At 63.9% G+C, this 25,131-nt stretch carries 22 protein-coding genes; 11 read left to right on the forward strand and 11 right to left on the reverse strand.

Going from position 1 to position 25,131, the window contains the following annotated elements; genetic code table 11:
* Positions 1-92: 92 nt before the first annotated feature.
* Complete coding sequence (locus tag UP06_RS30130; protein ID WP_045007322.1) at positions 93-1,043, reverse strand: LysR family transcriptional regulator; 951 nt, start codon at positions 1,041-1,043, stop codon at positions 93-95.
* Between the two features lie 103 nt (positions 1,044-1,146).
* On the opposite strand from UP06_RS30130, the gene UP06_RS30135 reads away from it, so the two are divergent.
* From UP06_RS30135 to UP06_RS30145, 3 genes are all read left to right on the forward strand, one after another.
* Positions 1,147-2,019 carry an aldo/keto reductase family oxidoreductase gene (locus UP06_RS30135; RefSeq protein ID WP_045007323.1) on the forward strand — a complete coding sequence of 291 codons (873 nt, stop codon included), beginning with the start codon at positions 1,147-1,149 and terminating at the stop codon, positions 2,017-2,019.
* Between the two features lie 444 nt (positions 2,020-2,463).
* Positions 2,464-5,655, forward strand: coding sequence for an efflux RND transporter permease subunit (locus tag UP06_RS30140; RefSeq protein ID WP_045007324.1), 3,192 nt, complete (start codon positions 2,464-2,466; stop codon positions 5,653-5,655).
* Positions 5,652-6,908 (forward strand): efflux RND transporter periplasmic adaptor subunit, encoded by a 1,257-nt coding sequence (locus tag UP06_RS30145; protein ID WP_050032244.1) that lies wholly within the window; start codon positions 5,652-5,654, stop codon positions 6,906-6,908. The genes UP06_RS30140 and UP06_RS30145 overlap by 4 nt, the downstream gene beginning before the upstream one ends.
* 136 nt (positions 6,909-7,044) lie before the next feature.
* On the opposite strand, the gene UP06_RS30150 is transcribed toward UP06_RS30145, so the two are convergent.
* On the reverse strand, positions 7,045-7,311 hold the full coding sequence (locus UP06_RS30150) for a hypothetical protein (RefSeq protein WP_045007325.1): 267 nt from the start codon (positions 7,309-7,311) through the stop codon (positions 7,045-7,047).
* Between UP06_RS30150 and UP06_RS30155 the strand changes: the two genes are divergently transcribed.
* From UP06_RS30155 to UP06_RS30170, 4 genes are all read left to right on the forward strand, one after another.
* Positions 7,310-8,329, forward strand: coding sequence for a TRAP transporter substrate-binding protein (locus UP06_RS30155; protein ID WP_045007326.1), 1,020 nt, complete (start codon positions 7,310-7,312; stop codon positions 8,327-8,329). The genes UP06_RS30150 and UP06_RS30155 overlap by 2 nt on opposite strands.
* A 24-nt stretch (positions 8,330-8,353) precedes the next feature.
* Positions 8,354-10,237: a TRAP transporter large permease gene (locus tag UP06_RS30160; RefSeq protein ID WP_045007327.1), complete on the forward strand. Its 1,884-nt coding sequence runs from the start codon at positions 8,354-8,356 to the stop codon at positions 10,235-10,237.
* Positions 10,238-10,259: 22 nt separating this feature from the next.
* Positions 10,260-11,909, forward strand: coding sequence for an acyl-CoA synthetase (locus UP06_RS30165; RefSeq protein ID WP_045007620.1), 1,650 nt, complete (start codon positions 10,260-10,262; stop codon positions 11,907-11,909).
* A 246-nt stretch (positions 11,910-12,155) separates the two neighbouring features.
* Positions 12,156-13,550 (forward strand): autotransporter outer membrane beta-barrel domain-containing protein, encoded by a 1,395-nt coding sequence (locus UP06_RS30170; protein ID WP_050032248.1) that lies wholly within the window; start codon positions 12,156-12,158, stop codon positions 13,548-13,550.
* Between the two features lie 102 nt (positions 13,551-13,652).
* On the opposite strand, the gene UP06_RS30175 is transcribed toward UP06_RS30170, so the two are convergent.
* From UP06_RS30175 to UP06_RS30200, 6 genes are all read right to left on the reverse strand, one after another.
* Positions 13,653-14,453, reverse strand: coding sequence for an MBL fold metallo-hydrolase (locus tag UP06_RS30175; RefSeq protein ID WP_045007328.1), 801 nt, complete (start codon positions 14,451-14,453; stop codon positions 13,653-13,655).
* A 13-nt stretch (positions 14,454-14,466) separates the two neighbouring features.
* The gene (locus UP06_RS30180; protein WP_045007329.1) at positions 14,467-15,243 is read right to left on the reverse strand and encodes a TatD family hydrolase; all 777 of its coding nucleotides are present in this window, start codon (positions 15,241-15,243) and stop codon (positions 14,467-14,469) included.
* Between the two features lie 12 nt (positions 15,244-15,255).
* Positions 15,256-17,235, reverse strand: coding sequence for a methionine--tRNA ligase (gene metG, locus UP06_RS30185; protein ID WP_082081743.1), 1,980 nt, complete (start codon positions 17,233-17,235; stop codon positions 15,256-15,258).
* Positions 17,236-17,344: 109 nt separating this feature from the next.
* A complete protein-coding gene (locus UP06_RS30190) occupies positions 17,345-18,391 on the reverse strand; it encodes a DNA polymerase III subunit delta' (protein ID WP_045007330.1) in 1,047 nt (348 codons plus the stop codon).
* Complete coding sequence (gene tmk / locus UP06_RS30195; protein WP_045007331.1) at positions 18,388-19,074, reverse strand: dTMP kinase; 687 nt, start codon at positions 19,072-19,074, stop codon at positions 18,388-18,390. Before tmk ends, UP06_RS30190 begins: the two co-directional genes overlap by 4 nt.
* Positions 19,075-19,076: 2 nt before the next feature.
* Positions 19,077-20,339, reverse strand: coding sequence for a D-alanyl-D-alanine carboxypeptidase family protein (locus tag UP06_RS30200; protein ID WP_045007332.1), 1,263 nt, complete (start codon positions 20,337-20,339; stop codon positions 19,077-19,079).
* A gap of 153 nt (positions 20,340-20,492) precedes the next feature.
* Between UP06_RS30200 and UP06_RS30205 the strand changes: the two genes are divergently transcribed.
* The gene (locus UP06_RS30205) at positions 20,493-21,449 is read left to right on the forward strand and encodes an alpha/beta fold hydrolase (protein WP_045007333.1); all 957 of its coding nucleotides are present in this window, start codon (positions 20,493-20,495) and stop codon (positions 21,447-21,449) included.
* On the opposite strand, the gene UP06_RS30210 is transcribed toward UP06_RS30205, so the two are convergent.
* Positions 21,446-22,366, reverse strand: coding sequence for a septal ring lytic transglycosylase RlpA family protein (locus UP06_RS30210; protein ID WP_045007334.1), 921 nt, complete (start codon positions 22,364-22,366; stop codon positions 21,446-21,448). The genes UP06_RS30205 and UP06_RS30210 overlap by 4 nt on opposite strands.
* 805 nt (positions 22,367-23,171) lie before the next feature.
* Between UP06_RS30210 and UP06_RS42475 the strand changes: the two genes are divergently transcribed.
* Positions 23,172-23,300 carry a hypothetical protein gene (locus tag UP06_RS42475; protein ID WP_283806047.1) on the forward strand — a complete coding sequence of 43 codons (129 nt, stop codon included), beginning with the start codon at positions 23,172-23,174 and terminating at the stop codon, positions 23,298-23,300.
* 34 nt (positions 23,301-23,334) lie between these two features.
* Here the strand turns inward: UP06_RS42475 and UP06_RS30215 are convergent, their stop codons facing one another.
* Entirely contained in the window at positions 23,335-23,610 is a 276-nt protein-coding gene (locus tag UP06_RS30215; protein WP_045007335.1) for a hypothetical protein, read from the reverse strand.
* 146 nt (positions 23,611-23,756) lie between these two features.
* On the opposite strand from UP06_RS30215, the gene UP06_RS30220 reads away from it, so the two are divergent.
* Both UP06_RS30220 and UP06_RS30225 read left to right on the forward strand, forming a co-directional pair.
* Positions 23,757-24,335 (forward strand): TIGR00645 family protein, encoded by a 579-nt coding sequence (locus UP06_RS30220; protein WP_045007336.1) that lies wholly within the window; start codon positions 23,757-23,759, stop codon positions 24,333-24,335.
* A 164-nt stretch (positions 24,336-24,499) separates the two neighbouring features.
* Entirely contained in the window at positions 24,500-24,724 is a 225-nt protein-coding gene (locus UP06_RS30225) for a hypothetical protein (protein WP_045007337.1), read from the forward strand.
* Between the two features lie 48 nt (positions 24,725-24,772).
* On the opposite strand, the gene UP06_RS30230 is transcribed toward UP06_RS30225, so the two are convergent.
* Complete coding sequence (locus UP06_RS30230; RefSeq protein WP_045007338.1) at positions 24,773-24,982, reverse strand: hypothetical protein; 210 nt, start codon at positions 24,980-24,982, stop codon at positions 24,773-24,775.
* Between the last annotated feature and the right edge of the window lie 149 nt (positions 24,983-25,131).

The raw sequence follows: 25,131 nt of genomic DNA on the forward strand, positions 1-25,131 counted from the left end.
TTTTGATCGTTGTCCTTAGCTTCACCGCAGAGTCTGGAACGGGAGCGGGGGCCTGGCTAGCCTCGGATTTGGCCGGCCTGATCTGCACAAAGCTAGAGGCGGGACTTGCGGCGAGGGGTGGATACCGCCGGCACGTGAATCCGGGCCCTGTCGGACGAAGGGACGTCCTTGATGTAATCGACAAAGGCGCGTAACGGCGCAGGCACCAGCCGTCGCCCGGGATAATACAGATACGGCCCCGTGAAGCGCTGCCACCAGGGCTCAAAAACCGGTTCGAGCGCGCCGCTTTCAAAGTACGGGCGCAGCCAGTCCTCGAAAAGCGGCACGATGCCGGTGCCCGCGATCGCGACGTCGACGAGGAGATCGGTGGCGCCGCCGAGCTGCACAGTCAACGGCCCCATCACGTCGACCCTGACGACTTCGCCGTCGCGCTCGAATTCCCAGACCATCGCCGTCCCGCTCGGAAACCGGCCCTGGAGACAGGCATGGCCGAGCAGATCGCGCGGGTGCTCCGGTCTTCCGCGTCGATCGAGATAGGCCGGTGAGGCGCCGAGAGAAAAGCTTTGCTGACGCGGCCCGATCGGCACTGCGATCATGTCCTGCTCCAGGCGTTCGTCATAGCGGATGCCGGCGTCGCAACCGACGGCGAGGATATCAACGAAACTCTCCTCGACGATGACCTCCAGTCGAATGTCCGGATAGGCGGCGAGAAACCCCGGAACGATCGCTGGGAGCACCAGCCGGGCTACGCTGACAGGGACATTCAGCTTGAGCGTTCCCGCCGGCTGGTCGCGCAGCCCGTGCGCCACGTCGATCGCGGCCTCGATCTCGCTCAACGCGGGACTAAGCCGCTCGAGCAGGCGATAGCCCGCCTCGGTCGGACTGACGCTGCGGGTTGTCCGATTGAGCAATCTGACGCCGATCTGCGCCTCGAGCCTGCGAACCGCCTCGCTCAGGCCGGATGCGCTGAGACCGCTGATGCGGGCGCCATCGCGAAAGCCGCCGGCGCGGGCCACGGACACGAATGCGTGGAGATCAGCGATGTTGGATTTTCATTGTTCGCAATTTCGTACAAGCTGTACGAACTGTGCCTATTTTCGCGCACCCCGACAAGGCCTAACTGCGGTGGGTCAAAGGAGACCGACCATGAGCATTGTTCAAAAATCCGGCACGTTCAAACTCGGTGACCGCACCGTCTATCGCTCAGGCTACGGCGCCATGCAGCTTGCAGGGCCCGGCGTTTTCGGGCCGCCCAAAGATCGCAACGCGGCCGTGCGCGTCCTGCGCGAGGCCGTCGCTCAAGGCGTCAATCATATCGACACCAGCGATTTCTACGGACCGCACGTCACCAACCAGATCATCCGCGAGGCGCTGCACCCTTACCCCGACGACCTCACCATCGTCACCAAGATCAGCGCCCGGCGCGGTGCGGATGCATCGTGGATTCCAGCCATGTCACCGGCGGAACTGACACAAGCCGTGCACGACAATCTCCGCAATCTCGGGCTCGATGTGCTTGACGTCGTCAACCTGCGCAGCATGCTGGACGTGCATGGCCCCGTCGAAGGATCACTGGAAGCGCCGCTCACCGTCCTGGCCGACCTGCAACGCAAAGGATTGGTGCGCCACATCGGGCTCAGCAACGTCACCCCGACGCAGGTCGCGGACGGGCGCAAGATTTGCGAGATCGTTTGCGTGCAGAACTACTACAATTTGGCGCACCGCGACGACGACAGGCTGATCGACGATCTCGCGCGCGCCGGCACCGCCTATGTGCCGTTCTTTCCGCTTGGCGGCTTTAATCCGCTGCAATCCTCGGTCCTGTCCGAGGTCGCCGCGCGACTTGCCGCGACACCCATGCAGGTCGCGCTGGCGTGGCTGCTTCGCCGCTCGCCCAACATCCTACTCATCCCCGGCACGTCGTCGGTCGCTCATCTGAAGGAGAACCTGGCGGCGACCGAGCTCGTTTTGCCCGACGATGTCATCCGCGAGCCCGAGGGCGTCGCCAGCAAGGCTTGATGGTGCCGGTATTTCGGCGGACGCAAGCGCGCGGGGAGAGTGACGGCCCCGCGGATCCAGAATGGCGGGGAGGCCGTAACAGCCGATTGGCCTCGCCATCGACGAGCGCGCACAGCCGCTGCAGTCGCACGATCTTGAGGTTCGGTGCGAGAGTGCTCACCGATTTGTGGTCAAATCGCCCGCTTCATTACCGCGAAGTAACATCGCGCGGCTTTCACTTCTGACTTCCGATTTCTAAGTCTTCCATCAACCGCAATACTGGCCGCGTGAAGCCGGGAACGCGACCGGCGTTTATCGAGCACGTATTCGTCGACCCTCGAACCAAGAACATCCAGGAAACGCAGGAGGCTGGGCCGCGCGGACATCGTCCGCGTGCAACGCTTTACTGCTGGTCTGGACGTCACGGAGACCGCAAGCGGCCGCCGTGGGACGAGGAGTGCCCCGATGGGTATCGTTCGTTTCGCTTTGCGATTTCCGCACACGTTCTACGTGGTCGCCGCGTTGATCCTGTTCCTGGGCGCCGTCACCTTATTCGCGATGCCGACTGATATCTTTCCGGATATCGACATTCCGGTCGTCACCGTGATCTGGAGCTATACCGGCCTGAGTACGCCGGAGATGGAGCAACGCGTCACCACCTACAGCCAGTACTCGATCAGCTCGAACGTCAATGGCATCAGGAATATCGAAGCGCAGACGATGGCCGGCCTGTCGGTGCAGAAGATCTACTTCCAGCCCGACGTCAACCTCGACCTGGCCATCTCACAGATCGTCTCCGCCACCAACGCCATCCGCGCGCTGATGCCGCCCGGCATCCAGGCCCCGGTCGTCGTGCAGTTCAACGCGTCGAGCGTGCCTGTGCTCCAGGTCAGCCTGAGTTCCGACACGCTGAGCGAGCAGCAACTCTACGACTACGGCATCTACCGGATCCGACAACAACTGGCGCCGATCCCCGGCATCACGCTGCCGACACCCTCGGGCGGAAAATACCGGCAGATCATGGTCGATATCGATCCCGCCAAGTTGGTCGCGAAGGGGCTGACGCCGCTCGACGTCGTCAATGCGGTCAACGCCCAGAACCTGACCCTGCCGGCCGGCACCGCGAAGATGGGCGACAAGCAATATGTGGTCAGAACCAACGCGACGCCGCCTTCGATCGGGGACCTCAACGACATCCCGATCAAGGTCGTGAACGGCGCCACCATCTTCGTCAAGGACGTTGGCCAAGTTCACGATGGCTGGCTGGTGCAGCAGAACGTGGTGCGTCAGAACGGTCGTCGCTCGGTCCTGCTCAGCATCATCAAGAACGGCAACGCCTCGACCGTCAGCGTGGTCAAGGCGGTCCACAAGGCGCTCGTGGCCGCACGCGCCGCCGCGCCTCCGGGGATGCAGATCAACGAGCTGTTCGATCAGTCGGTGTTCGTCAAGCAATCGGTGGAAGGCGTGCTGCGCGAGGGCGCAATCGCTGCCGGACTGACCGCGCTGATGATCCTGCTGTTCCTGGGATCATGGCGATCGACACTCGTGGTCATGATATCGATCCCGCTGTCGATCCTGACCTCACTGATCGTTCTCTACTTCCTCGGCGAAACCCTCAACACCATGACGCTGGGCGGGTTGGCGCTGGCCGTAGGTATTCTGGTCGACGATTCCACCGTCACGATCGAAAACACCCATCGTCTGCTAACAGAGGAGGGGATGCCGCTACCACAGGCGACGCTGCACGGAGCGGCCGGCATCGCCGTACCGACGCTCGTATCGACGCTCGCGATCAGCTGCGTCTTCACCTCCGTTGTCTTTCTGGAGGGACCGGCCAAATATCTTTTCACGCCGCTTGGCCTTGCCGTGGTCTTCGCGATGCTGGCGTCCTACGGCCTGTCGCGGACATTGACGCCGATCATCATCGGCCTCCTGCTCAAGGGCGAGCGCCACGACGCACCCGGTACCGCGCCGCGCGGGCCATTCGGGCGATTTCACGCGGCGTTCGAGCGGAATTTCGAAACGATGCGCCACGCCTATTCGCGCTCGCTGACCGGATTGATCGAGCATCGCTTTATCATTCCGGCCGGGATGGCCGCCATTCTGGTCCTCGGCGTCGTGCTGTTTCCGCTGGTCGGCCGGGATTTCTTCCCGGTGATCGACGGCGGGCAAATTCAGCTCCACGTGCGCGCGCCGGCAGGTACCCGTATCGAGAACACGGAAAAAATCTTCCAGGAGGTCGAGGACAAGATCCGCCAGGTCATTCCGGACAAGGACCGCGCGTTGATCGTCGACAATATCGGCTTGCCGGCGCGCTCCTATAATCTGGCGTTCAGCGACGGCTCGACAATCGGCGTCAATGACGGTGTCATCCTGGTTTCGCTGAAGGAGGGGCACCAGCCCACGGCCGACTACGTGCGCAAGCTGCGTGAGATCCTGCCGGCCGCGTTTCCGGAAGACACGTTCTACTTCCAGGCTGCGGACATCGTCACCCAGATCCTCAATTTCGGGCTGCCGGCTCAGATCGACGTACGCACCGTCGGCTACGACAAGGCGAACAATCTGAAGGTCGCGGGCGAGTTGCGCCAGCGCATCGCCGCGATCCCCGGGATCGTGGACGCCCATCTCCAGCAGGAGGTCAACGCGCCAGCCTTCTATGCGGATATCGACCGCCCCCGCGCGGCGCAACTCGGCCTCAACGCCGATACGATCGCGACCAATCTCAATGTCAGCCTGAGCTCGTCGGAGCAGGTCACGCCGAATTTCTGGACCGACCCGACCTCCGGCATTCCCTATTACTTCGCGGTCCAAACGCCGGAGCGCCAGATCGCCTCGCTCAACGATCTCGCCAATACGCCGGTGTCGACGTCGCTCGCGGCGGCTCAGACCGATACGCCAATTCCCGGCCTCCTGGGCAACGTCACCACCTTCCGGCGCACCACGATTCCGACCAATGCCAACCAGGCCAATGTGCAGCCGGTTTACGAAGTCTATGCCAGCGTCCAGGGCCGCGATCTCGGTAGCGTGTCGAGCGAAATCGACAAGGTCACGGCCGATCTCCAGAAGCAGCTCAAGCCCGGCAACACCATTCAGGTGAGCGGCCAGATCCAGAGCATGAACAGCGCCTTCATCAACCTCGGTATCGGTCTCCTGTTTGCGGCCGTCCTCGTCTATTTGCTGATGGTCGTGAACTACCAGAATTTCGGCGACCCCTTCGTCGTCATTCTGGCCCTGCCGGCGACGCTGTGCGGCATCCTGGCGATGCTGTTCATCACCGGCACGACCCTCAACGTGCCGTCCTTGATGGGAGCGATCATGGCGGTCGGCGTCGCCTCCGCGAACTCGATCCTGCTCGTGACCTTTGCCCGCGAACAGCAACTTGCAGGCAAGACCGCTTTCGAGGCCGCGATCGAGGCCGGCCACACCCGAATCCGCCCAGTGCTCATGACCGCCGCCGCGATGATCGTCGGCATGATTCCAATGGCCATTGGCGCAGCCGGCGAGGAGCAGAACGCCGCGCTGGCCCGCGCCGTCATCGGCGGGCTCCTGTTCGCGACGCCAACGACGCTGCTGGTCGTGCCCTACCTGTTCGCCATGCTTCGCAAGGGCAACGACGGCAAGACACATCACGGGGTATTTGACGAGGTGCTGGAATGAACTTCAACGGACCCATCGACGCCGAGCGCGTGACGGAGACGGATCGGGACCAGGACGTCGCGCCGCGGCGGAGCGCGCGTCGGGGAGGGCGCCTCGCCGGCTTTGGCCTGATCCTCGTAGCCGGCACGGCGCTGGCGACCGGCGCCTGGAGCCACTACGCGGAGCACCGCGAGGTACTCGCAACGGCCGAGCAGGCGCGCGACTTCGTCCCGCAGGTCCGCGTCGCCACCGTCGAGCCCAGCGACGGTATCGACGTCGTGAAGCTGCCGGCGACGACCTCCGCCTTTGCCAGCGCCAACATCTTCGCGCGTGCCAGCGGCTACATCGCCACCCGGGCGGTCGATATTGGTGACCACGTCAAGGCAGGGCAGCTGCTCGCCGAAATCGTCGCTCCCGAGCTCGATCACCAGATCGCCCAGGCCGAGGCGACACTCGCCCAGCTCAATTGGTCGTTCCAGCAGGCTCAAGCCAACCGGACGCTCGCCCAAGTCACCTGGGACCGCGACCGGCCGCTGGTCGACAAGGGATGGGTCACGGCCCAGCAAGGCACCATCGACGAGCAGACACTCAAGGCCCAGGAAGCCGCGGTGTCGGTGGCGCAGGCCAACATCAGGGCGGAGGAGGCGCAGTTGCAGGTGCTCCGCCAGCAAAAGCTCTATCAGCGCGTGGTGGCCCCGTTCGACGGCGTCATCACCCAGCGCAACATCGACGTCGGCAGTCTGGTCCAGGCCGATGCGACCTCCGGCACGTTCATGTTCACGCTCCAGCAGGGCAACGTCATCCGCACCCAGGTGTTCGTGCCGCAAGACGCCGCATTCGGCCTGAAGCCCGGCATTGCCGCGGTGGTCCGTGTGCCGGAGATCCCGAACCGGACCTTTCCAGGCACCGTGACCCGGATTGCGGATGCGCTCCAGCCGAGCTCAAGGACGCTGCTGACCGAGGTCGATATTCCCAATCCGGACGCTGCGCTCACGTCCGGGATCTACTGCACCGTGGAACTGCACATCCCACGCCAGACGCCCAGCTTCCGGGTCTCCGCCGACGCGGTGATCTTCAATGGGGACGGCATGCAGGTCGCCGTCGTCGACCATGGCGTCGTGCACCTGAGGAAGATCGGCGTGCTGCGCGACCTCGGCCGCGAGCTCGAAGTCGACAGCGGCATCAAGCGCGGCGACCAGGTCATCCTCAATCCGACCGTCGATCTCGCCGACGGCGCCAAGGTCCGAGCCCGGCCGCCAACCGCCGTGTCATAAGCCGCGGGGGCCTGGATCGCGCCGAAAGGCGAGTGGCGCTGGGAGCAGCGTCAGGTGTCCGTGTGCCTCCAAGGGCCCGTGGACATCTATATCCATGATTCGCATAAGGTATATTATGGAATATATTTATATATAATTAGATCAGATATTTAGAGGGAGTTCCTGCCACGGCGTCTGCGATCCAGCGCTCACCTCGCACCTCGCTCTGTCCTTGACGGCTACTGTGCATGGGGTTGTTTTTCACATTTTGAATCCGGCCCATCGCGCCGAAAGCCGATATTGCCGCAACGATGTCCGGCTGCAATAAGCGAGGCTTCGCGAGATCGCAGATGACCTTCAGGCCTTCCGTCCGTATAGGTTTGCGTCTCACAACAAAAACAAACGTTTGAGGAAGCAGACCCATGAGTTTCTCCCGCCGCACGCTTCTCAAGGCCTCCGCCGCGACCGCCGTCTTTGGTGGCGTCAGCGCACCTTATGTGGCCCGTGCCCAGGCTGCCGAGTTCTCCTACAAGTTCGCCAACAACCTGCCGGAGTCGCATCCGTTCGTGGCGCGCGCCCGTGAGATGGCCGCCGCCATCAAGACCGAGACCAATGGCCGGTTCGACTTGCAAGTGTTCCCGAACAGCCAGCTCGGCTCCGACACCGACATGCTGAGCCAGGTGCGCTCCGGCGGCATCGAGTTCTTCACGCTGTCCGGCCTGATCCTCGCGACGCTGGTGCCGGCGGCCTCGATCAACGGCATCGGGTTTGCGTTCCCGGATTATCCCACGGTCTGGAAGGCCATGGACGGCGACCTCGGCGCTTACGTCCGCGGCGAGATCAACAAGGCCGGCCTCGAGGTCATGGACAAGATCTGGGACAACGGCTTCCGCCAGACCACGTCCTCGACCAAGCCGATCAACGGCCCGGACGACTTCAAGGGCTTCAAGATCCGCGTGCCGGTGTCGCCGCTGTGGACCTCGATGTTCAAGGCGTTCGATGCTTCGCCCGCCTCGATCAACTTCGCCGAGGTCTATTCGGCGCTTCAGACCAAGATCGTCGAGGGCCAGGAGAACCCGCTGGCGCTGATCTCGACGGCGAAGCTCTACGAGGTGCAGAAATACTGCTCGATGACGAACCACATGTGGGACGGTTTCTGGTTCCTCATGAACCGCCGCGCCTGGGCTGCGCTGCCGGACGATATCAAGACCATCGTCGCCAAGAACGTCAACGCGGCCGCCGTCAAGGAGCGCGAGGACACCGAGAAGCTCAATATCAGCGTCAGGCAGGAACTGGCGGGCAAAGGCCTCACGTTCAACCAACCCGAGGTCGGGCCGTTCCGCGACAAGCTGCGCGCGGCCGGCTTCTACAACGAGTGGAAGGGCAAGTACGGCGACAAGGCCTGGGATCTGCTCGAGAAGTCCGTCGGCAAGTTGTCGTAACGCATCAACAATAGGGGCCCTGCCATGGCTCATGTCGACATGACGCCAGCCGTGGCCTGCGAGGTGGGCGAGCCCCCTCGCCGCCGGCCTGTGCTTGGCTCCATCGAGCTTGCGCTGAAATGGCTGGTCGAGATCCCGGCGGCGATCCTGGTCGTCGCCGAGGTCGTGATCCTGTTTGCCGGCGTGGTCTCGCGCTACGTGCTGCATGCGCCGCTGGTGTGGTCGGACGAGCTGGCCTCGATGCTGTTCCTGTGGCTGGCGATGCTGGGCTCGGCGGTCGCATTCCGCCGCAGCGAGCACATGCGGATGACGGCGCTGGTCGCAAGCGTCGGACCGAGGCTCTGGGCTTATCTGGACGTGGTCGCGACCTGCGCCGCGCTGGCGTTCCTGCTGCTGATCGTTCACCCCGCCTATGAATACGCCTACGAGGAAAGCTTCATCACGACGCCTGCGCTCCAGATCTCCAACACCTGGCGCGCCGCGGCGCTGCCGGTGGGCATCTGCCTGATGGTGCTGTTTGCGCTGTTGCGGCTGCTGCGCGTCGGCGACCTCAAGACGCTGCTGATGGCCGCGGCAACGGTCGTGGTTCTGATTGCCCTGTTCTGGCTGGCGCAGCCATTGCTCAAGCCGCTCGGCAACATCAACCTCATCATCTTCTTCGTCGGCGTGGTCGGGTTCTGCGTGTTTGCGGGCGTGCCGATCGCGTTCGCCTTTGGCCTCGCGATCTTCGGCTATCTGGCGCTGACCACGCGGACGCCGCTGATGGTGCTGGTCGGACGCATGGACGAGGGCATGAGCCATCTGATCCTGCTCTCGGTGCCGCTGTTCGTGTTCCTGGGGCTCCTGATCGAGATGACCGGCATGGCGCGGGCCATGGTGGCGTTTTTGTCGAGCCTGCTCGGCCATGTCCGCGGCGGCCTGCACTATGTGCTGGTCGGCGCCATGTACCTGGTGTCCGGCATCTCCGGCGCCAAGGCGGCCGACATGGCGGCCGTTGCACCCGTGCTGTTTCCGGAGATGAAGCAGCGCGGCGCCCGCCCCGGCGATCTCGTCGCGCTGCTGGCTGCGACCGGCGCGCAGACCGAAACCATTCCGCCGAGCCTGGTGTTGATCACCATCGGCTCGGTCACAGGCGTCTCGATCTCGGCGCTGTTCACCGGCGGGCTCTTGCCGGGCGTCGTGCTAGCGCTGACGCTGTCGGGGCTGGTCTGGTGGCGCTATCGCGGCGAGGATCTGAGCCACGTTCGGCGCGCGACGTCCGGCGAGATCGGCCGTGCGTTCGTGGTCTCGATTCCTGCCCTGACCCTACCCTTCGTGATCCGCTACGCCGTGGTCGAAGGCATCGCAACGGCGACGGAAGTCTCGACCATTGGCATCGTCTATGCGCTCCTGATCGGGCTCCTGATCTACCGGCAATTCAACTGGCGGCGGCTGTTGCCGATGCTGATCGAGACCGCCTGCCTGTCCGGTGCGATCCTGCTGATCATTGGCACCGCGACCGGCATGGCCTGGGGCCTGACCCAATCCGGCTTCTCGCGGGCGCTCGCGGCCTCCATGACCGGCCTGCCCGGCGGCTCCGCAACCTTCATCGCGGTCTCGATCCTGGCCTTCGTGGTCCTCGGCAGCGTGCTGGAGGGCATTCCCGCAATTGTGCTGTTCGGGCCGCTGCTGTTCCCGATCGCGCGCCTGGTCGGGGTGCACGAGGTGCACTACGCCATGATCATCATTCTGGCGATGGGTATCGGGCTATTCGCCCCGCCGTTCGGCGTCGGCTATTATGCCGCCTGCGCGATCGGAAAGGTCGATCCGGCCGAAGGCATCAGGCCGATCTGGGGCTATCTGCTGGCGTTGCTGGTGGGATTGATCATCGTCGCGGTCTTCCCGTGGATCTCGATCGGATTTCTTTGAGCGGCCGTGAAGGAGAATGTCGATGAGTGAGCGGCAGAACCAGTACACTATCGGCCTGGACAAAACGCCCGCCAACTACGTGGCGCTGACGCCGCTGAGCTTCCTTGCGCGCAGCGCCGCCGTCTACCCGGATCATCTCAGCACGGTCTATGAAGGCCGCAGCTTTACCTGGGCGCAGACCTACGAGCGCTGCAGGCGCTTTGCCTCCTATCTCGCAGGCAAGGGCATCGGCGTCGGCGACACCGTTGCAGCGATGCTGCCGAACATCCCGGCAATGAACGAAGTCCATTTTGCCGTGCCGATGGCCGGCGCCGTGCTCAATGCACTCAACATCCGCCTCGACGCATCCTCGATTGCGTTCCAGCTTGAGCACGGCGGAGCCAAGATCATTCTGGTCGATCCGGAATTTTCCGGCGTCATCACCGACGCCCTCGCCCAGATGAGCGGCCCAAAACCGTTCGTGATCGATGTCGACGACGCGTCATTCAAAGGCGGCAAGCGGATCGGCGAAATCGAATATGAGGCGGCGGTCGCGCAAGGCGATGCGAGCTTCACAGCGATCCCGCCCAAGGACGAATGGGACGCCATCGCGCTGAGCTACACCTCGGGTACGACGGGCAATCCCAAGGGCGTCGTCACCCATCATCGCGGCGCCTATCTGAATGCCGTCAGCAATATTCTCGCAGGCCAACTCGGCCAGCATCCGGTCTATCTCTGGACGTTGCCGATGTTCCATTGCAACGGCTGGTGCTTTCCCTGGACCATGGCAGCGGCTGCCGGCATCAATGTCTGCCTGCGCAAGGTCGAGCCGACCAAGATCTTCGAGCTGATCAAGACGCACGGCGTCACGCATATGTGCGGCGCGCCGATCGTCTACAACACGCTGATCAATGCGCCGGACGCGCCGAAAGGCAACGCCATCCGCCGCGTCGTCGGCCTGATCGCCGGCGCCGCACCTCCGGTCGCCGTGCTCGAAGGCGCGGAGAACATCGGCATCAAGCTCACCCATGTTTACGGCCTGACCGAGGTCTACGGTCCTGCCTCCGTCTGCGCCGAGCAGCCGGGCTGGGACGAGCTCCCCGCCGCCGAGCGCGCGCGGATGAAGCGCCGGCAGGGCGTGCCCTACCCGCTCGAGGAAGGCGTCACGGTCATCAATCCGCAGACCATGCAGGAGGTGCCGCGCGACGGCGAGACCATCGGCGAGGTCATGTTCCGCGGCAACATCGTGATGAAGGGCTATCTCAAGAACGAGAAGGCCACCAAGGAGGCGTTCGAGGGAGGCTGGTTTCACACCGGCGATCTCGGCGTGCTCGACGAGCACGGCTACGTCATCATCAAGGATCGCTCCAAGGACATCATCATCTCGGGCGGCGAGAACATCTCCTCCGTCGAGGTCGAGGACATCCTCTACAAGCACCCGGCCGTGCTGTTCGCAGCCGTGGTCGCCAAGCCCGATCCGAAATGGGGCGAAGTGCCCTGCGCCTTCGTCGAATTGAAGGACGGCGCGAGCGCGACGGAGGCTGACATCATCGCCTTCTGCCGTTCGCATATGAGCGGCTTCAAGACGCCGAAGGCGGTCCTGTTCGGGCCGATCCCGAAGACGTCCACGGGCAAGATCCAGAAATTCCTGCTGCGCAATGAAGTGGGCTCGGCGAAGGCGATTTCGGCCTGAGCCGACCGCCCGTCCCATATTCCCGTAGAAGCGCGGATTGACGTCGCGTCTCCGCGGTCGTGGTGATTCGAGCTGAAACCGTTCGTGCACGTTTGACGACATCGAGACATCACAGGAAAAGATTGGAAAACGTTAGAGACGCATTTACGTTTCCCTCCCGTCGGATTCGCTGTTTCCACCTGATTCGCCGCGCGAGCTGCGCGGCCGGCGGCCGGCGCGGTTGGGGCGCTTCATGCGGTTGGTGTCGTGAGCGCAGACGCGCGCGTGCGTCTGCCGCTGCTGCTATTGACGGCCGGATTGCTGCTGCCGCACGCGGCTGAGGCGCAGGTGATGCGCGAGTTCGGCGCATTCGGAGGCACGGAAAATTTTGGACCTCAGGGTCCGAACGCGCCAGGAGGCGGCTTTAACAATTTTGGCGGCAACATGGGTGGTCCCATGTTTGGTGGCCCGCAAGGATCGGGATTCGGCGGCGCGCCGTACGGCAACGGCAATGGTGGCGGCGCAGGGATGCAGCCGAACTACGGCTGGAACGCCGAGCCGCCAGGCCTCGCCGGCGCGGCGCGGTTCGGCATGCGGCAGGCCTTTGGCGGCGGCTCCGGCGCCTCGTCACAGACCGAAACGGCGCAGGTCACGTTCCTGGCGATGACGCAGTTCACCCAGACCCTGCTCGATCCCGCCATCGAGGGGCGTGGGATCGACCGCGCCGAGTTCGATGCGGAGCTCTCGGCCTATGCGGATATGGGCAGCGACCGCACGCATGGCGGCATCGGCCGCGAAGCGTATGAGGCGATCTACGGCAAGCCTTCGCTCGCAGCGGCGCACTGGAGCATCTGGGCCGCCGGCTTCGGCGGCTCGCAAACGTCGACCAGCGGCTCAGGCTCGGCCGACCGGAGTTTTGCGACCGCGGTCGGTGCCGACTATTCGCTTTCGCCGCAGACACGGATCGGTTTTGCGCTCGCCGGCGGGGGTACTGGCTTTGCCAACAATTTTTCCAGCGGCCGCTCCGATCTGTTCCAGGCCGGCACCTTCGTCAGGCACTCCGTCGGCTCGGCCTATGTCGCGACTGCGCTCGCCTATGGCTGGCAGGCCATCACCAACGACCATTCAGTGACGCCGGCCGGCACGGACCCGCAGCTCAACGCGGCCGTCAACGCCAACGCCTATTCCGGCCGCATCGAGAGCGGCTACCGCTTTGCGATGCCGTGGCTTGGCATCACACCTTACGCGGCTGGCCAGATCACGATGTTCCGCATGGTCACTAATCCTGGCCAGCCAGCCTACTCGGCCGATGCACCCGCGGTGACCTCCGGCAGCAACAATTTCACCGATAGCCGCAGCGAGCTCGGCCTGCGCGTGAGTACATCGTTCCTACAGGCTGGCGGCCTCCTCGACTTGCGTGGCCGTCTCGCCTGGGCACATGATTTCAGCGCAACGCAATCGATGCCGGCGGTATTCCAGGCCGTATCCCCTCAAGGCTTCGTCATCGGCAGCACGGCGCTTGCGCCGAACTCGGCACTGACAGGCGTGTCGCTCGAGCTGCGCGCCATCAACGGATGGTCCGCCTCGGCGAACTTCGACAGCGAGCTGTCGAGCCTCGTGCGCTCCTATACCGGCAAGGCCGTGTTGCGCTACGCTTGGTAGATTAAAGCATGATCCGGAAAAGTGCGCAGCGGTTTTCCGAAAAGATCATGCTCAAACAATGATCTAAAGCGCGATGGCGATTCATCCTAATCGCATAGCGCTTTAGTGCGTCTCCAGCCGCAGTCCGTCATAGGCGGGCACCACGCCCGCGGGCAAAGATTGCCGGATCACTTCGTAATCGACGTCGGCCGTCATGTTGGTGATGACGGCGCGCTTCGGCTTGAAGCGTTCGATCCAGGACAGCGCATCGTTGATGCTGAAATGGCTGGGATGGCCAGTGTAACGTAAGCCGTCAACGATCCAGAGATCGAGATTCTCCAGCGCGCCCCAACTCTCGCGCGGAATGTCGTTGAGGTCGGGCGTGTAAGCGGCATTGCCGATGCGATAACCGAGCGCGGAGATCTGGCCGTGCTGGACCACGAAGGCGGTCATCGTGACGTCCCCGCCCTTGCCACTGATGGTCTGGCTCTCTCCCGCCTCGATCGAGTGATGGCTCAGGATCGGCGGATAGTCGCTGCCCTCAGGCGAGATGTAGCAATAGGAGAACCGCGCCATGATGTCGTTGGCGGTGGACTGGTTCATGTAAACCGGAATGCGCTTGCGCATGTGAATCACGACCGAGCGCAGATCGTCCATGCCATGAGTCTGGTCGGCGTGCTCATGGGTCAGAAAGACCGCGTCAATGTGATCGACATCCGTCGAGATCAACTGCTCACGCAGGTCGGGCGAAGTGTCGATCACGATGCGCGTGGTGCCGTGGCCTGATGTCTGTTCGACCAGCAGGGAGCAGCGTCGGCGGCGGTTCTTGGGATTATGGGGATCGCAGGCGCCCCAGCCGAGTGCCGGGCGCGGCACGCCGGCGGAGGAGCCGCAGCCCAGGATCGTCAGCGTCAGTAGTGTCATGCGGCTCCTGCTCTTACGCTTTCACCTTGGAAAACAGGCGGAAGAAGTTTTCGCTGGTCTGGCGCGAGATCTCCTCGAGCGACACGCCGCGCGTCTCGGCGAGCACCTTTGCGACCTCGACCACATAGGCCGGCTCGTTGCGTTTGCCCCGAAACTTGCCGGGCGCAAGATAGGGCGAATCTGTTTCAACCAGAATACGGTCGGACGGCAGTTCGGCCGCGAGCGCGCGCAAAGCCTCCGACTTCTTGAAGGTCAGGATGCCCGTGAAGCCGATATAGAGCCCCAGCGACACCGCCTTCAGCGCCAGCTCGCGCCCGCCCGTGTAACAATGCAGCACGGCGCGAAACGATCCCTTTGCCGCTTCCTCCTCCAGGATGCGGCCGCAATCCTCGTCGGCCTCGCGGGTGTGGATCACGAGCGGCAGGCCGGTGGCGCGAGCCGCGGCAATGTGGGCGCGAAAGCCCCTCGCCTGCGCCTCCGGCGAGCCGTCGTCGTAGAAATAATCGAGCCCGGCCTCGCCGAGCGCGACGACCTTGGGATGCTGGGTCAGCGCGATCAACTCGTCCGGCGCGATACCGTCTTCCTCATCCGCGTTGTGCGGATGGGTGCCGACCGAGCAATAGACGTCGTCGTAGCGCTCGGCGATCGCCAGCAGATCCTTCAGCCGCCGCACCCGCGTCGAGATCGTCACCATCCGGCCGATGCCGGCCGCACGTGCGCGCGACACGATCCCGTCGAGATCCTCCGCAAAGTCGGGAAAATCCAGATGGCAGTGGCTATCGACCAGCATCGTGCGAGCGCCTTACGCCGCCGGCTCGATGTAGCGCGGGAACGCCGGCGTCGGCGCCGGCAGCGTCGAGCCGTGCGCGATGCGCCTGGCGCCGCCAAGCATGGCGAAGTCGCGCTCGCCCGCGGGGACGCCGAGGCTGTCGAGCAGCAATCCCGAGGCGGTCGGCATCGCCGGCTGGGCCAGGATCGCGATCTGGCGCACGACCTCGGCGGTGACATAGAGCACCGTCTTCTGGCGTGCCGGATCGGTCTTGGCGAGCGCCCACGGCGCCTCGCCCGCGAAGTAGCGGTTGGCTTCCGCAACCACGGCCCACACGGCGTTGAGCCAGTGATGGATCTGCTGCGTCGCCATGGCCTCGCGGGACGCTGCGAGCATTGCGTCCGCCTGGGCCAAAATCGCCTTGTCATTGTCGCTGAATTCGCCGGGCTCCGGCAGCACACCGCCGAGCTGCTTGGCGATCATCGACAGCGAGCGTTGCGCGAGGTTGCCGAGATCATTGGCGAGGTCGGCGTTGATGCGCGCAACGATGGCTTCGTGGTTGTAGTTGCCGTCCTGGCCGAACGGCACCTCGCGCAGGAAGAAATAGCGCGTCTGGTCGACGCCATACTGGTCGGCGAGGTTGAAGGGGTCGACCACGTTGCCGACCGACTTCGACATCTTCTCGCCCCTGTTGAACAGGAAACCATGGGCATAGACTCGCTTCTGCACGGGAATGCCGGCCGACATCAGGAATGCCGGCCAGTGCACCGCATGAAAACGGATGATGTCCTTGCCGATGATGTGCAGGTCGGCCGGCCAGTAGCGCCAGTTCTTGTCGCTTTCGTCGGGAAAGCCGACGCCGGTGATGTAATTGGTTAGTGCGTCGACCCAGACATACATCACGTGCTCTTCGTCGCCGGGTACCTTGACGCCCCAGTCAAACGTGGTGCGCGAGATCGAAAGATCGCGCAGACCGCTTTTGACAAAGCTGACCACCTCATTGCGACGCGCATCCGGGCCTATGAACTCGGGATGCTCCTCGTAGAGCTTCAGCAGCTTGTCCTGGTAGGCCGACAGGCGGAAGAAATAGCTCTTCTCCTCAACCCACTCGACCGGCGTGCCTTGCGGGCCAAGACGCACGCCGTCGTCGTTTACGCGCGTTTCTTCCTCGGCGTAATACGCCTCGTCGCGAACCGAATACCAACCGGAATAGGCGTCGAGATAGATGTCCCCATTGGCAGCCATGCGCCGCCAAATCTCCTGACTGGAGCGATGGTGCTGCTCTTCGGTGGTGCGGATGAAGCGGTCGAACGACACGTTCAGACGCTCATCCATCTCCTTGAAGCGGGCGGCATTGCGGGCGGCGAGCGCCGACGGGGTGAGACCCTCGTTCTGCGCGGTCTGGATCATCTTCAGGCCGTGCTCGTCGGTGCCGGTCAGGAAGAACACGTCCTTGCCGTCGAGCCGCGCAAAGCGCGCCAGCACATCGGTCGCGATCGCTTCATAGGCGTGGCCGATATGCGGGCTGCCGTTGGGATAGGCGATCGCGGTCGTGATGTAGAAGACGTTGTCACGGGCGGGGGCGGGAACGGGCGCTGCTGCCTTCGGTGTGGCCGCCGGCTTCGGCGCAACGACCGCTTTCGGCGCACGGGGCGCCTTTGGCTTGGTTACCTTCGGCGGAGCGACAGGAGCCGGCGCCACAGGAGCGGTCACCGTGGCCTTCTTGGTCACCTTTGTCGCCGGAGTCTTGGCCGGCTTCCCCGCAACCTGTTTAGCGACCTTTTTCTTTGATTTCTTTGAAGCCTTTTTGGCGACGACCTGCTTCTTCGCGGCCTTCTTGCCGGACTTCTTTGCGCTCTTTGCCGTGCTCTTCTTCACGCGTGACTTCGCGACAGTCTTCTTGGTCTTCTTGGCAGCTTTCGACGCACGCGCCTTCACAGCCTTTTTCGTGGCCTTCTTCGCAGCCTTCTTGCCGCTCTTGCTCTTGACGGTTTTCTTCGCTCGCGATGCCACCACGAATTCCTTTACCGGCTTCTCAAAATTTGGAAACGAACCTGCGTTCGGTTATTGTTCTGAGCATGATCTTATCGGAAAACCGCTACACACTTTTCCGGATCATGCTCTAGCGCGTTGCGTCCGCCAGCCAGCCGAACACCGAGAAAACCAAGGGCTTTCGCTCCAGATTGTAGGTTTCGGTGTCGCGCGCGGCGCGGATGATCTTTTCCCATACCTCTGCAAGGCGCGCAAGGCGCGGCAGGTTCTGGTTGGCATTGGCGTCGTCGGCATGCAGGCGTTCGGCGATCCAGCGGTCGATGCCGTCGATGAAGGCGGCGAGTGCGACACGATCGCTGGTACCGAGCGAATCGCCGAGCGTGTGCAATTCGCGCGGATCGACCTGAGGCAGGCGCGCCAGCAGTGCCGCCGTGCGCTGTTGAAGCTTGAGCGCATCGCCGCCGAGCAGCGTCAACGCCCGCGCGACGCTGCCCTCGGAGGCCTCAGCGGCTTCGCGCAGCGCCAGGTCGGTCGGAGCGAGCTCAGCGGTTGCGGCCGCAGCAGCAATCACCTCGTCAGTTGTGAGCGCGCGCAGGCGCAGCTTGCGGCAGCGCGACTGGATCGTGGCGAGCACGCGGGCGGGCGCGTGGCTCACCAGCAGGAACAGTGATTGCTGCGGCGGTTCCTCGAGGATCTTGAGCAGCGCATTCGCCGCATTTGGATTGAGCTCATCGACAGTGTCGACGATGCAGACGCGCCAGCCTTCGGCTGCCGCCGTCGAGCCGAAGAACGAGATGGTCTCGCGCGTCTCGTCCACCGTGATCACGGTGCGCATTACGCCGCGATCGTTGGCTGTCCGCTCCAGCGTTAACAGGCCGCCATGCGAGCTGGCCGCGACTTGCCGCGCCACGGGGTGGTTAGGATCGATCGCGAGGTTTTCGGCGCGCTGCACGGAAGGTGCCAGCGGCTGGCCGTGCGCGAGCACGAAGCGCGCCATGCGATAGGCCAGCGTCGCCTTGCCGATGCCCTGCGGCCCGCCGATCAGCCAGGCATGCGGGATGCGGCCGCTGCGATAGGCCGCAAGCAGCGCGGTTTCGGCCTCGCGGTGGCCGTACAGAAGGCTGGTCTCGCGCGGGTGCGGAATGGTGCTCTCGCGCTCGACCTGACGCGGGCTCATGCTGAAACCACCGATGCCGGCGTGGGAAGCAGACGTTCGCACAGCGCGGTCCAGACGCGGCTGGCGACCGTGTCGAGGTCGGAATTGGCGTCGATCAGCACGCAGCGCCCGGGCTCGTCCGCCGCGATCTTGCGATAGGCCTCGCGCAGGCCCTGATGGAACTTGAGATTCTCCCCCTCGAACCTGTCAGGTGTGCCGCTGCCGCGCCGCGTGGCGGCGCGCTGCAAGCCGATCTCGACCGGCAGGTCGAGGACGATGGTGAGATCGGGCTTGAGATCGCCGATCGTGACCCGCTGCATCGCGTTGATGAGCGCAGCCGGCACGCTGCCGAGACTGCCCTGATAGGCCCGTGTCGAGTCGGCAAAACGATCGCACAGCACCCAGGTGCCTTGACTGAGCGCGGGCGCGATCAATGTGCGGACATGGTCGTCGCGCGCGGCGGCAAACAGCAGCGTCTCGGCCTCGGGTCCGAGCAGCTTGCCCATGCCCGACAGCACCAGATGGCGCATGATCTCGGCGCCAGGGGAGCCGCCGGGCTCGCGCGTGACGAGGGTGCGCAACTTGGCCGCATTGAGGCGGTCGGCAAGCTTCTTGATCTGGGTCGACTTGCCCGTCCCCTCGCCGCCTTCAAAGGTGATGAAGCGTCCGCGTCCGGACGGCCGCTGTCCCGCGATCTCATTCATGATCAGAGCTTCTCGGCGCCTGCGCGAAACATGCCGATCACGAGCTCGCTGGCGCCGTCGATCGCGCGCCGAACGGTCGAGCCGGTACCGATCGCTTCGGCGGCATAGACCGGCGTCTCCACCGCGATGTTGCCGCTGCGCCAGACCCGCACCACGCCGACCTTCTGGCCGGCCTCTACAGGCGCACGCACCGGGCCGCTATAGACGACGCGCGCGATCAGCTTGTCGCCGCCGCTCTTGTGCACCATCACCTTCACGGGCTCTTTCGCGACGAGCTTCACCGAGCGGCTCTCACCGCCAAACACCTTGGCGTAGCCGACTTGCTGGTCGGCAGCGATCAGCGTGCGGGTCTCGAAATTGCGAAAGCCCCATTCCAGCATTTTCTTGGCTTCGGTGGCGCGGTCCTCGGGATCTTCCAGCCCGTTGACCACGACGATCAGCCGCGTGCCGTTCTGCACGGCCGAGCCGACCATGCCGTAGCCGCCTTCCTTGGTGTAGCCGGTCTTCAGGCCATCAGCGCCTTCCATCGAATTCAGCAGCGGATTGCGGTTGGGCTGGCGGATCTTGTTCCAAGTGTACTCCTTCTCGCCGAACAGCTTGTAGAATTCGGGGAAGTCCAGGATGATATGGCGGGCGAGGATTCCGAGCTCGCGCACCGTCATCTTGTTGCTGGGGTCCGGCAAACCGTTGGAGTTGCCGAAGGTCGATTTGGCGAGGCCAAGTTCGCGAGCGCGCTTGGTCATGAAATCCGATGCGAAGATGCGCTCGCTGCCGGCGATGCCTTCGGCGAGCGCGATGCAGGCGTCGTTGCCGCTCTGGATGATAGCGCCATGCAGGAGGTCGTCGACCGAGACCTTGCTGTTGATCGCGGCGAACATGGTTGAGCCGCCAGAGGGCGCCCCGCCCTTGCGCCAGGCATTCTCACTGATCCGGTATTCGTCGGTCAGCTTGACGTCGCCCTTCCTGATCGCGTTGAACACGACTTCCGCGGTCACAAGCTTCATCATGCTGGACGGCGCGCGCAGCTCGTCGGCGTTCTTCTCGAACAGCACGCTGCCAGAGGAGGCCTCGATCAGGATCGCGGTGGGGGCATCGCCGTCAAAGCCCGCGTCCTCGGTTTTCTTGGCGCCCTGGACGCTCTGGTTGGCGGCATAGAGGACCCCGCCCCAACTGACGCTCGCGACCAGCAGCCCGGCAACGAGCCCGCGCATCAAGGCTCCGGCCGTGAACCGGGTGAGATGCAGCGAAGTGAGAGGAAATGCCATGGCGAAGCCCTGAGAGCGGCGTTCTAACAGTTGGAACCGGTGCGAACAACACGAGGATGGCTGCTTGCCCCGGAGATTGCACGATTCTCATCGCGCCCCTATCGTGGCACCTGATGTTTCTCGACCAAACCCCTGAAACAAGGCGGAAAAGCGATGTCCTCCACCCGCGTCATCAAGGCCCATGGGATCGACCTCTTCATCCGCGAGGCCGGCCAGGGACCGCTGGTGGTGCTGTGCCATGGCTGGCCGGAATTGTCCTATTCCTGGCGGCATCAGATTCCGGCGCTCGCGGCCGCCGGATTTCACGTCGTCGCCCCCGACATGCGCGGCTACGGCGAAAGCTCGGCGCCGTCCGACGTGGCCGCCTATTCAATCTTCGACATGGTCGGTGACGTGGTGGGCCTGGTCCAGGCGCTCGGCGAGACCAAGGCGATTGTGGTCGGCCACGACTGGGGCGCGCCGGTCGCCTGGCATGCGGCGCTGTTCCGTCCCGATGTCTTCACGGCTGTCGCGGGTCTCAGTGTGCCGCCGCCGTTCCGCGGCCGCGGCAAGCCGCTCGAGTTGTTGCGCAAGAGCGGCGTGACCAACTTCTACTGGCAGTATTTCCAGACGCTGGGTGTCGCGGAAGCCGAGTTCGAGCATGACGTCGCCCGCACCATGCGCACCGTGCTCGGCGGGCGTGGACTTGCCGATCCGGCCGCCGCGATGTTCGTCCAGGAGGGCAAGGGCTTTCTCGGGCACGCGACGGAAGAGGAGCCACTGCCGGCGTGGCTGAGCGAGGCCGACCTTGCTTATTTCACCGAAGCCTTCCGCAAATCCGGTTTCCGCGGCGGGCTGAACTGGTATCGCAACCTCGATCGCAATTGGGAGCTGACCGCGCCCTGGCAGGATGCGCAGATCCACCAGCCCTCCCTCTTCATTGCCGGCTCGACCGACGCCGTTATCACCGGCCTGATTGGCGCCAAGCGCGTCAACGAGTTGGAGCGCGTGCTGCCCAATCTCACACGGAAACTGATCATCGAGGGGGCCGGCCATTGGGTGCAGCAGGAGCGGCCCGACGAAGTCAACGCCGCGCTGCTGAAGTTCTTGCGCGAGGCGTCGGCGCGCTAGTACAGCCCGCGACCGCTCAGGATGCCGCGGGCTTCGGCAGCGCCGTCAGACGGGCCATTGTCTGTCGCGTAGCGGCCGTCCTCGTCATAGGACACGGCGCGGGCGTTCTGGAGCGCGCGGCCACGGCTGCGGCTCGAGGCCGACATCTCCGAGGTCGCATTGATCGAGGCGACATCGGCTGAAGTGTTGCCGAGATTGTAGGGCCGCCCCTCCGGCGTCGGAACCTCGCCGCGGATGGCGCCGCGGGTCGATGACGGCAGCTCCGGCACGAAGGGCCTCGCCGAGGCGACCCGGACCATCGAGGGCGACGGCGCCGGAACGCCGGTGCGCAAGGTGGCCATCAACTGGCGGTCGTCGGAGCCTTCAAGCGGCGCCCGGCCGACGTATTCGACGCGGACCCTGGCGACACCATTGCCTTTGAATTCAAGGAGTTCGGCGGCTTTGTTCGAAACATCGATAAGCCGGTTGCCGTGATAGGGCCCGCGGTCATTGACGCGGACGATCAGAGACATGCCGTTCGAGAGGTTGGTCACCCGCGCATAGGACGGCATCGGCAGCGTCGGATGCGCCGCCGTCAGCGAGCCCATGTCGAACACTTCGCCATTGGCAGTCTGGCGGCCGTGGAAATCGTCGCCGTACCAGGACGCCATGCCCTCGGCGCGGTAGTTGACGTCCTCCTCCGGCACATAGGTCCGCCCTCCAACCACGTAGGGCTTGCCGACGCGGTAGGTGCCGCCCCCCTTCGGGACTGGATCACCCCAGGCCACGACCCGCGGGCTCGAGGACACGCCGTATTTCGGGTCGACGCGGCTGGCGAATTTGCCCGACGAGGCGCAATTGGCTAGCGCTAGGCAGGTGGCGACCGCCGCAACGCTACGCGCGGCCCGCACCACCGAATCTGACCGACGGATCCCCATTCGCCCCAAATACCATTTCGCCGGAGATGGACCCAACCCGCTTTAGCTACGAGGAGCACCTTCCGGTCCGCAAGCTCCGAGGCGGCCCACCACCGCGCTCGGAAGTCGCGACGATAACGCAACCGGAACACGGCGGAAATGGGGAGCCCACAGCGTTCGCGCCGAGATGGTAAACAGGACCTTCGCCCTTCCCCGTTGATCTACGGAGCAAGACGGCCTCGTTTGTGCCAGTCCTGAACAATCTGTTGCGCCAAATCCTCACCCCACCCCCATTGTCTCGATTCTCACTGGAATTCTTTTGACTGTGCAGGGCCGCCCGCGTTTTCTCGCGTGCAAGGGCGGATTGGAATTTAACGATGATCGAGACGGTTTCGGCACTGCTGGGTTTGGTAAGCGCGGGGATCTTCCTGGCCCATGCGTTTGAAGGCTACCGCACGAGGGCCTGAAGGCACTCGCGCGGGCGACATTGCATCACCTCTTCATGACAGCGCGTTCGGACAATTTTAATCGATCCGACCGAGCATCAAAGACGAGAGCAGCAGGTGTCCCATGCGCAACCATGACCTCGTATCCGATGGCTTCCTGGCATTGACCGCTGGCGGTCTGTTCCTGCTCTGCTCGAGCCTTGTGGCTCTGGCCTTCGGCTGATCCTCCAACCGCGCTTCCACCTTGCGAGACCGCTGCACTACTGCGACGCAGCATGCGTATTTGTCCGGGATAGCTCTGCTCCCGTTTAGTTGATTGAATTTCCGCGGTCGGCGCCTCGACTCATTTCAAGAGGCCATCACCAACGAGGGTGACGCACATGCTTGCCGAGAAATTCTTCCTGGTCCTGGAATCGCTGATCCGCGGCGACCGCACCTATCCTGACGGAAGTCCCCGGGTCATCAGCACCTCCCCGCATGTGCCGGTGAAGCTGCCGAACCAGAAGTAACTGAGGCTACTTCTCAGGCTCAGCCACGCGCCATTCAGCGCAAACCCAACAGCGAGCGGCGGTAGCGGCTGTCGCGGGCTTCATTCAGGCAGACGAAGCTGCCATCGAAACCCTGGCCGTAGCGCTTCTGTCCCTTGGCGTAGTAGACGCCCTTCCTGAAATCCAGCCACACCACCCTGTCGACGGGGCAATGCCGCTGCGCCTGCGCCTCGTCGCGAAACGGCGTCAGCGGCAATGCCGACACACCCGTGGTACCGGCACAAAGGATCACGATCGCGCTGAGCGCGATGCCGGCGATATTGCAGGACATCTGTCGGCCTCCGATCCGGGCCGTGTGCGTGACGGCCTTTCGACAGGATAGCATGCGATCCCTAGGCGGCGAGCAGGATCGCGTCTTCCGTCGGCCATCATGCCGGGCTACATGGGACCAGCATCACTTCAACGCGTGGACACCGAATGTCGGCCGAGCCTGAAACCAGAACCGGACCCCGCCCGCCAGCGCCGCGCCTAGCCCTGTTGCCGATGATCATTTTCGGCTCGCGCTGGCTGCAACTGCCGCTCTATCTCGGGCTGATCGTGGCGCAATGCGTCTACATCGTGCTGTTCCTGAAGGAGCTCTGGCACCTCTCCTGGCACGCGATCGACCTCACCGAACAGCAGATCATGATGAGCGTGCTGGCGCTGATCGACGTCGTGATGATCTCGAATTTGCTCGTGATGGTCATCGTCGGCGGCTACGAGACTTTCGTCTCGCGGCTCGATCTCCAGGGCCATCCCGACGAGCCGGAATGGCTCGGCCACGTCAATGCGAGCGTCCTCAAGATCAAGCTCGCGATGGCGATCATCGGCATCTCCTCGATCGCGCTGTTGCGCACCTTCATCGAGGCCGGCAATCTCGGCTCGGACCGCGCCGGCTTTACCGAGACAGGCGTGATGTGGCAGGTGCTGATCCACATCACCTTCGTGGTCTCGGCGATCGGTATTGCCTATGTCGACAAGCTCAGCGACAGCGGCATGCGCAAGCACGCCGAGTGAGGCGGTCGCCTTAGCCCTTCGCCTCAAGCCACGGCACAGCTTGGTGCAGGCCGACCGGACGTGCCCGTCAGGTCCGCACCAGTCTGATCGGCTAAGCGACGATGTTTACTGTTCGTTAAGCAGACTCACGGCCGTATGGCTTTGGGGACATCGAGAGCCGACGCATGAACAGAGAGCTTCGGGAATTTCGACGGCTTGAGCGTGTGTGCCTGGAGCAGGCTGCGCTCTCGACCATGGACCTCGCCCGAACCGGGCTTCTGAAGGTGGCCGACGACTGCCGCCTCGCAGCCGAAGCCATCGAGGCGCACGCCCCGGCCCGCGGGCCATTGGCTGGTGCCGTCCAAGCATTGAAGATCGCCCTGAACGCCGCGCGCCCTTCCCGGCACTAAGCCAGGCCATCTGCGTTTAGTGAGAATACCTGCGCGAGGCTTCTCCAGTCAGCCTTTGCTCGAGGCCGTCTCTTTGCCAGCAGCTTGCTCGCGCGCGAGCCGTTCGGCCCTCAGCCGTTCACGGTTGGCATAAAGCGCCTTCTGCGCGGCCTCATGGTCGCGCATGGCCTTTTCCGCCTCGATCCGGCGCGAAGCATCGCGCGCCTGGCGCTGTTCAGGAGTCAGGGGTTTGCGTCTGAAGGAAATATCTTCTGTCATGGCGCGATAACGCGGGGGTGAGGAGAAAGTTCCACGAGACGCACTTGACGGTGCATTTGGATCCGACGGAAAGAGGTGAGTATTCAGCCTCTTAACGGGATAGGAGGAGCATCGGTTCTCAAGGCGGGTTCCCTCGGCCTCCCCTTCCC

The sequence above is a fragment of the Bradyrhizobium sp. LTSP857 genome (assembly GCF_000938285.1).
Classification (GTDB): Bacteria; Pseudomonadota; Alphaproteobacteria; order Rhizobiales; family Xanthobacteraceae; genus Bradyrhizobium.

Bases quoted from the DNA above. Each gene is read 5' to 3' on its own strand.
- UP06_RS30200 (WP_045007332.1), bottom strand. From the start codon at position 20,339: ATGGCATTTCCTCTCACTTCGCTGCATCTCACCCGGTTCACGGCCGGA.
- UP06_RS42475 (WP_283806047.1), top strand. From the start codon at position 23,172: ATGCTTGCCGAGAAATTCTTCCTGGTCCTGGAATCGCTGATCCGCGGC.
- UP06_RS30215 (WP_045007335.1), bottom strand. From the start codon at position 23,610: ATGTCCTGCAATATCGCCGGCATCGCGCTCAGCGCGATCGTGATCCTT.
- UP06_RS30165 (WP_045007620.1), top strand. From the start codon at position 10,260: ATGAGTGAGCGGCAGAACCAGTACACTATCGGCCTGGACAAAACGCCC.
- UP06_RS30140 (WP_045007324.1), top strand. From the start codon at position 2,464: ATGGGTATCGTTCGTTTCGCTTTGCGATTTCCGCACACGTTCTACGTG.
- UP06_RS30180 (WP_045007329.1), bottom strand. From the start codon at position 15,243: ATGCTGGTCGATAGCCACTGCCATCTGGATTTTCCCGACTTTGCGGAG.
- UP06_RS30205 (WP_045007333.1), top strand. From the start codon at position 20,493: ATGTCCTCCACCCGCGTCATCAAGGCCCATGGGATCGACCTCTTCATC.
- UP06_RS30150 (WP_045007325.1), bottom strand. From the start codon at position 7,311: ATGGGTCTGCTTCCTCAAACGTTTGTTTTTGTTGTGAGACGCAAACCT.
- UP06_RS30155 (WP_045007326.1), top strand. From the start codon at position 7,310: ATGAGTTTCTCCCGCCGCACGCTTCTCAAGGCCTCCGCCGCGACCGCC.
- UP06_RS30160 (WP_045007327.1), top strand. From the start codon at position 8,354: ATGGCTCATGTCGACATGACGCCAGCCGTGGCCTGCGAGGTGGGCGAG.
- UP06_RS30190 (WP_045007330.1), bottom strand. From the start codon at position 18,391: ATGAGCCCGCGTCAGGTCGAGCGCGAGAGCACCATTCCGCACCCGCGC.
- UP06_RS30145 (WP_050032244.1), top strand. From the start codon at position 5,652: ATGAACTTCAACGGACCCATCGACGCCGAGCGCGTGACGGAGACGGAT.
- tmk (WP_045007331.1), bottom strand. From the start codon at position 19,074: ATGAATGAGATCGCGGGACAGCGGCCGTCCGGACGCGGACGCTTCATC.
- UP06_RS30210 (WP_045007334.1), bottom strand. From the start codon at position 22,366: ATGGGGATCCGTCGGTCAGATTCGGTGGTGCGGGCCGCGCGTAGCGTT.
- UP06_RS30135 (WP_045007323.1), top strand. From the start codon at position 1,147: ATGAGCATTGTTCAAAAATCCGGCACGTTCAAACTCGGTGACCGCACC.
- UP06_RS30175 (WP_045007328.1), bottom strand. From the start codon at position 14,453: ATGACACTACTGACGCTGACGATCCTGGGCTGCGGCTCCTCCGCCGGC.
- UP06_RS30220 (WP_045007336.1), top strand. From the start codon at position 23,757: ATGTCGGCCGAGCCTGAAACCAGAACCGGACCCCGCCCGCCAGCGCCG.
- UP06_RS30230 (WP_045007338.1), bottom strand. From the start codon at position 24,982: ATGACAGAAGATATTTCCTTCAGACGCAAACCCCTGACTCCTGAACAG.
- UP06_RS30225 (WP_045007337.1), top strand. From the start codon at position 24,500: ATGAACAGAGAGCTTCGGGAATTTCGACGGCTTGAGCGTGTGTGCCTG.